This window comes from Cellulomonas sp. P4_B5_2 (assembly GCF_056402235.1).
Genome location: NZ_JBFUHU010000209.1, coordinates 1 through 6,572 on the forward strand (window position 1 = coordinate 1; position 6,572 = coordinate 6,572).

General features: G+C 73.0%; 7 protein-coding genes. 1 reads left to right on the top strand and 6 read right to left on the bottom strand.

The features are described from left to right. Window positions 1-36: 36 nt before the first annotated feature. The 5 genes from ybeY to hrcA form a co-directional block, all read right to left on the bottom strand. A complete protein-coding gene (ybeY, locus tag AC1DUQ_RS14925; RefSeq protein WP_056090211.1) occupies window positions 37-489 on the bottom strand; it encodes an rRNA maturation RNase YbeY in 453 nt (150 codons plus the stop codon). Window positions 490-496: 7 nt separating this feature from the next. After that, the gene (locus AC1DUQ_RS14930; RefSeq protein WP_477074052.1) at window positions 497-1,495 is read right to left on the bottom strand and encodes a PhoH family protein; all 999 of its coding nucleotides are present in this window, start codon (window positions 1,493-1,495) and stop codon (window positions 497-499) included. 100 nt (window positions 1,496-1,595) lie between these two features. Further along, window positions 1,596-2,354, bottom strand: a complete 759-nt coding sequence (locus AC1DUQ_RS14935; protein ID WP_477062421.1) for a 16S rRNA (uracil(1498)-N(3))-methyltransferase — start codon at window positions 2,352-2,354, stop codon at window positions 1,596-1,598. Window positions 2,355-2,376: 22 nt separating this feature from the next. After that, window positions 2,377-3,504 carry a molecular chaperone DnaJ gene (gene dnaJ, locus AC1DUQ_RS14940; RefSeq protein WP_477074053.1) on the bottom strand — a complete coding sequence of 376 codons (1,128 nt, stop codon included), beginning with the start codon at window positions 3,502-3,504 and terminating at the stop codon, window positions 2,377-2,379. 61 nt (window positions 3,505-3,565) lie between these two features. Next, the gene (hrcA, locus tag AC1DUQ_RS14945; protein WP_477074054.1) at window positions 3,566-4,588 is read right to left on the bottom strand and encodes a heat-inducible transcriptional repressor HrcA; all 1,023 of its coding nucleotides are present in this window, start codon (window positions 4,586-4,588) and stop codon (window positions 3,566-3,568) included. Between the two features lie 126 nt (window positions 4,589-4,714). On the opposite strand from hrcA, the gene AC1DUQ_RS14950 reads away from it, so the two are divergent. Beyond that, on the top strand, window positions 4,715-5,572 hold the full coding sequence (locus AC1DUQ_RS14950; RefSeq protein ID WP_477062418.1) for a DUF3097 domain-containing protein: 858 nt from the start codon (window positions 4,715-4,717) through the stop codon (window positions 5,570-5,572). Between the two features lie 45 nt (window positions 5,573-5,617). Here AC1DUQ_RS14950 and AC1DUQ_RS14955 read toward each other — a convergent pair. Further along, window positions 5,618-6,572: hypothetical protein (locus AC1DUQ_RS14955; RefSeq protein ID WP_477074055.1), on the bottom strand; the 955-nt coding region annotated here is incomplete at its 5' end.

Below are 6,572 nucleotides of genomic sequence, written 5' to 3' on the forward strand. Positions count from 1 at the left end.
CGGCCACGACCACGAGGAGCGCGGCGGGGATGTCCGTCATCGCGACGCCAGGAACGTCAGCAGCAGCCGGCGCTGGAGCGCGAACATCTCCTTCTCCTCCTCCGGCTCCGCGTGGTCGTACCCGAGCAGGTGCAGGATCCCGTGCGTGGTCAGGAGCAGCAGCTCCTCCGCGGTCGAGTGGCCCGCCGCGCGCGCCTGCTGCGCCGCGACCTCCGGGCACAGGACGACGTCGCCGAGCAGGCCCGCGGGCGTCGGGTCGCCCTCGCGGCCGGGTCGGAGCTCGTCCATGGGGAACGACAGCACGTCCGTGGGCCCGGGCTCGTCCATCCACTTGACGTGCAGGTCCGTCATCACGTCGGTGCCGACCAGCAGGATCGACACATCCGTCTGCGGGTGCACGTGCATCTCGTCGAGCACGTACCGCGCCAGAGCGGCGAACTCCGCCTCGTCGACGTCGTACCCGGACTCGTTGTTCACCTCGACGCTCACGGCCGCCTCAGCTCCTGTCCCAGCGCGCGTACGCGTCGATGATGTCGCTGACCAGGCGGTGCCGGACCACGTCCGACGACGTCAGCCGGCAGAACGAGACGTCCTCGACCCCGGAGAGGATCTGCTCGACGACGCGCAGACCGGACGTCTGCGACGACGGCAGGTCGACCTGCGTGATGTCCCCGGTGACGACGACCTTGGACCCGAACCCGAGCCGCGTGAGGAACATCTTCATCTGCTCGACCGAGGTGTTCTGCGCCTCGTCGAGGATGATGAACGCGTCGTTCAGGGTGCGCCCGCGCATGTACGCCAGCGGAGCCACCTCGATGGTCCCGGCCTCCATGAGCCGCGGGATGGACTCGGCGTCCACCATGTCGTGCAGCGCGTCGTACAGCGGGCGCAGGTACGGGTCGATCTTGTCCGACAGGCTCCCCGGCAGGAATCCCAGGCGCTCGCCCGCCTCGACGGCAGGTCGGGTGAGGATGATGCGGTGCACCTTGCGGTCCTGCAGGGCCTGCACGGCCTTGGCCATGGCGAGGTACGTCTTGCCGGTGCCCGCCGGTCCGATGCCGAACGTCACGGTGTGCCGGTCGATCGCGTCGACGTAGTCCTTCTGCCCCGAGGTCTTGGCGCGGATGGTCCGGCCGCGGCCGGTGAGGATGTTGAACGACAGCACGTCCGCCGGGCGGGCAGCCGACGCCGCGGTGAGCATGGCGACCGAGCGCGTCACGACGTCGGGGGTGAGCGGCGTGCCACCCGCCGCCATCTCCACCAGCTCGTCGACGAGCCGCGACACCAGGGCCACGTCACCGACCGGGCCGGCAAGCGTCACCTCGTTGCCGCGCACGTGGATGTCGACGGTGGTGAACCCGGACTCGATGGTGCGCAGCACCTCGTCACGGAGTCCGAGCAGCTCGACCATCGAGRCCTCGGAGGGGACGCTGATCCGGTGCTCGACGCGCGCGGGTGCGCCGGAGGAACGCGCTGCGGATGTGGACTCGGCCATGTGCTCGGCGGGCGCCGTGCGCTCCTTAGGTCGGTGCGGGTTCGAAGAACGTCCCCCAGTCTACGAGGCTGTGCCCACAGCATTCCCCGCGACGAGCGGATCAGCTCCAGCGACCCAGTCGTTCGGCCAGCAGCGCGAGCGCGACCGGGCCGGCCGTCGAGGTGCGCAGCACGTGCGGCCCCAGCCGCACGGCGCGTGCTCCGGCGTCGACCAGGCGGCCGAGCTCTCCGTCGCCGATGCCGCCCTCGGGGCCGACCACGACCAGGCACTCGCCCGCGTCGGGCAGCGTCGTCGCGGCGATCGGCTCCGTCGCCTCCTCGTGCAGCACGAGCACCACCCCGCCGGCCGCGACCGCAGCACGCACCCGCTCGACCAGCCCCCGCCCGTCGAGCGCGGCCTCCACCGCGGGCACCCACGCCCGTCGCGACTGCTTCGCGGCGGCCCTGACGGTGCCCAGCCACCGGGCCCGGCTCTTCGCCGCACGCTCGCCGCGCCAGACGACGATCGACCGCTCCGCCTGCCACGGCACCACGACGTCCACACCGACCTCGGTGGCCGCCTCGATGGCCATCTCGTCGCGGTCCCCCTTGGCGAGGGCCTGCACGAGCACCAGCGCCACGGCGGGTGCCGGCTCGACGACGCGCTGCTGCACGTGCACGAGCACGCCCTCGGAAGTCACCTCGCCGACCACCCCGACGAGCCGGACGCCGGAACCGTCCACCACGTCGACCCGCTCCCCCGGGCTGCGGCGCTGCACGACCCCGGCGTGGCGGCCCTCGGTGCCATCGAGCAGGTACGTCGCGCCGTCGGTCACGGCGTCGAGCGAGCCGGGCTCGGCCAGGAACACGGGCGCGCTCATGACGCGGCCGTCGCCGTCACGCTCACCGACCGGAGAGCTTGTCGCGCAGCTTGGCGAACACGCCGGAGCTCGACGCCGCGAGCCGCGCCTCCGGACGCTCCTCGCCGCGCAGGGTCGCGAGCCGGCGCAGCAGCTCCGCCTGCTCGTCGTCCATGGCGGTCGGCACGTGCACCTCGACATGGACGTGCAGGTCACCGCGACCGGGGGCGTGCAGGTGACCGACGCCGAGACCCTTGAGCGAGACGATCTGGGACGGCTGCGTGCCGGGACGCAGGTCGACCTCCTGCGGACCGTCCAGCGTGTCCAAGGTGAGCACGGTGCCCAGGGCGGCCGCGGTCATCGGCACCTCGAGCGTGGCGTGCAGGTCGTCGCCGCGCCGCACGAACGTGTCGTGCTTGCGCTCGCGCACCTCGAGGTAGACGTCTCCGGCCGGACCGCCGGCCGGACCGACCTMGCCCTGGCCGGTGAGCTTGATCCGCGTGCCGGTGTCCACGCCGGCGGGCACGTCCACGGCCAGCGTGCGGCGCGAGCGGACCCGGCCCTCGCCGGAGCACTCGGTGCACGGCTCGGGGATGACGGTGCCGAAGCCGTGGCACGCGGCGCAGGGCTGCGTGGTCATGACCTGGCCGAGGAACGAGCGTGCGACGCGCTGCACCGACCCGCGGCCGCCGCAGACCTCGCAGGTGCGCGGCGACGTGCCCGGACGGCAGCACGACCCGCTGCAGGTCGGGCAGATCACCGCGGTGTCCACCGGGACCTCGCGGTGCACGCCGAACGTGACCTCGGCGAGGTCCAGGTCGAGCCGCACGAGGGCGTCCTGACCCCGGCGGGCCCGCGGGATCGGGCCGCGCTGCGCCGCCGCGCCCGTGGCGGCACCGAAGAACGTCTCGAAGATGTCCTGGAAGCCGAAGCCGCCACCCATGCCGCCGCCGGGGGACGACGGGTCCCCGCCCAGGTCGTAGGCGCGACGCTTCTCGGGGTTGCCGAGGACGTCGTACGCGCGGGAGACGTCCTTGAACGTGTCCTCGGAGCCGGCGTCCGCCCCCGCGACGTCGGGGTGGTGCTCGCGGGCGAGCTTGCGGTACGCCTTCTTGATCTGCTCCGGCGTCGCGTCGCGCGGCACGCCGAGGATCTCGTAGTAGTCGGTCACAGGAGGGTCTGCTCGCTTCCAGGTGTCTCTGGGCAGGTGTCAGGACAGGTTGTCGGGGGCGTCATTGCGCGAGGATGCGCGTCAGGTACCGGGCCACCGCGCGGACCGCGGACATGGTGCCGGGGTAGTCCATCCGGAGCGGGCCGATCGAGCCGATGCGCGCCACCGAGCCACCACCCTCGTCGCCGTAGCCGGTGGTCACGAAGCTCGTCTCGAACAGCCCGTCGTGCTGGGTCTCGCGGCCGATGCGCACCGCGACCGTCGCATGGTCCTCGGCCATCTCGGACAGCAGCCGCAGGAGCACCACCTGCTCCTCGAGCGCCTCGAGCACCGGGCCGATCGCGCGCACGTCGGTGCTGCCGACGCGCGCGAGGTTGGCGGTGCCGGCCAGCACCACGCGCTCCTCGGACTCCTGCGCCAGCGTCTCCTCGAGCACCGCGACGACCGCGTTGACGAGCGCCTGGTCCGCGGGCGCGAACGCGTCGGTCAGCTCGCCCAGCGCCACCGGCAGCTCGGACAGCCGACGCCCGGCCGCGCTCACGTTCAGGCGCGACCGCAGCCGCGCCACCACCGCCTCGTCGAGGTCCGTGACCAGCTCCAGCGTCCGCTGCTCGACGCGGCCCGTGTCGGTGATGAGCACGACGAGCAGGTGGCGCGAGCCGACGGGGACGAGCTCCACGTGCCGCAGCGCCGAGCGCCGCAGGGACGGGTACTGCACCACGGCGACCTGGTGCGTCAGCTGCGCGATGAGCCGCACGGCCCGGTCGACGACGTCGTCGAGGTCCTGCGCGTTCTCCAGGAACGTGCCGATGGCACGGCGCTCCGGGCTGGACAGCGGCTTCACCGTCGAGAGCTGGTCGACGAACAGCCGGTAGCCCTTGTCCGTCGGCACCCGGCCGGCCGACGTGTGCGGCTGGGCGATGTACCCGCCCTCCTCGAGGGCGGCCATGTCGTTGCGGATGGTCGCGGGCGAGACGCCGAGCGAGTGCCGCTCGACGAGCGCGCGCGAGCCCACAGGCTCCTTGGTGGCGACGTAGTCCTCGACGATCGCGCGCAGCACGTCCAGCCGCCGGTCCTCGCTCATGTCGCCTCCTCCGTCGTCACCACGGGGTAGCACTCCCCGCACAGGAGTGCCAATGCTACGCCGGGGGCGGGAGACTCACGGGGCGGCGTCCGGTGAGGGCGTGACCGAGACCCCTAGGCTGCCCGGGTGAACGACGACCGCTACGGCTCGGACGTGCTCGGGGGCTCCGGCTCGACGCACCACCGACCCACCCGCACCAGCCGCCCGCAGCCCGCCGAGACCGGCCTCGTCGTCGAGGAGGTCACCACCGGGTGGGTCGGCGCCGTCGTCCGGGTGGAGAAGTCGGGCGGCCAGCACGTCGTCGTCCTCGAGGACCGGCGCGGCCGCACCCGCACCTTCCCGCTGGGTCGCGGCTTCTGGCTCGACGGCGAGCCCGTGGCGCTCACCGCCCCCGTGCGCGCCCCGGCACCTGCGAAGCCCACCCGGACGGCCTCGGGGTCCGTCGCCGTGCACGACGCCCGCGCTCGCGTGGCCCGCGGCAGCAGGATCTGGGTCGAGGGCAAGCACGACGCCGAGCTGGTGGAGAAGGTCTGGGGCGACGACCTGCGGCTCGAGGGCGTGGTGGTCGAGCTGCTCGACGGCGTCGACAACCTCGCCGACGCCCTGCGTGACTTCTCCCCCGGCCCCGGTCGCCGCGTGGGGGTGCTGGTGGACCACCTGGTGTCCGGGTCGAAGGAGAGCCGGATCGCCGCCGACGCCGTCCGCGGTCACCCCGCGGGTTCCGTCCTCGTGCTCGGGCACCCGTACGTCGACGTGTGGCAGGCCGTCCGACCCGAGCGCATCGGGCTGTCCGCGTGGCCAGTCATCGAGCGCGGCACCGAGTGGAAGCACGGGATCCTGCGCGAGCTCGGCTGGCCCGCGGACGAGCAGGCGGACGTCGCCCGGGCGTGGCAGCGGATCCTGCGGTCGGTGCGCAGCTACGCCGACCTGGAGCCGAGCCTGCTGGGCCGCGTCGAGGAGCTCATCGACTTCGTCACGGCATGACGGTGCCCGGCCGACCAGGGGTCGACCGGGCACCCGTGCAGACGATCAGGCCGCGATCGGGTCCCCGAGCAGGCGCTTGAACAGGAACGCCGTCGCGAGCAGCACGACCGGCACGGCGACCAGCAGGCCGACGCCGCAGAGGATCGCACCGCCGATGAAGATCGCGATGCTGAGCAGGTAGAACAGGATCGTCGTCGACAGGTTCGCCGTGACGAGCTGGTAGCTGGCCTTCATGGCGTCGATCGGCGCCAGGCGCTTGTCGATGACGAACCAGAAGGTGAACAGCAGCAGGAAGTTCACCGCGAGCGCGATCAGCCCGCCGAAGAACGGGACGACGTTGAGCACCGCGTTCACCACAGCGAGGATCAGCGCGGTGAGGATGACCGGCCCCGGCTCGACGATCCTGAAGAAGTCGCCGAAGCTCAGCTGCCGACCCTCGGTGACGTCGAGCGCCGCCCGGATGAACGCCGCCTGGATGAGGTAGCCGGCGATCGCGGCCACGGCGGAGAACACGAACGTCCCCAGCGAGAACCCGAGCGAGATGCCCGCGGACATGTCGCCGTCCGGGTAGAAGAGCGCCCCGAAGCCACCGAAGATGGCGCCGACGATGGACAGCAGGATGATCGCGGCGACGAACCACACCAGCGCGGCGAGGATGAACAGGCCGCCCTGCTGCGTGAACTTCTTCCAGCCGTACGAGTAGGCCTCACCGATCGGAGAGGCCTGGACGGGTGCTCCGTAGCCACCGACCGGGGGCGGGTAGGCACCCGGGGCCCCCTGGCCGTAGCCGGGCGGCGGCGGAGGCGGCGGGTAGCCGCCGGGCGCAGGCTGACCGTMCGGGGACGCCTGCGGGGGGTACCCGGCGGGCGGCTGGCCGTAGGCGGGGGCCGGCGGGGGCCCGGCGGGGGGCTGTCCGTACGACGGTGCGGGTGGCGCGGGCGGGACCGGCGGCGCAGGCGGGACCGGCGGCGCGGGCGGGACCGCGGGTGCGGGGTCGGGC

Excerpts from the sequence above, each read along its gene's own strand:
- AC1DUQ_RS14935 (WP_477062421.1), bottom strand. The coding sequence starts at position 2,354 with ATGAGCGCGCCCGTGTTCCTGGCCGAGCCCGGCTCGCTCGACGCCGTG.
- hrcA (WP_477074054.1), bottom strand. The coding sequence starts at position 4,588 with ATGAGCGAGGACCGGCGGCTGGACGTGCTGCGCGCGATCGTCGAGGAC.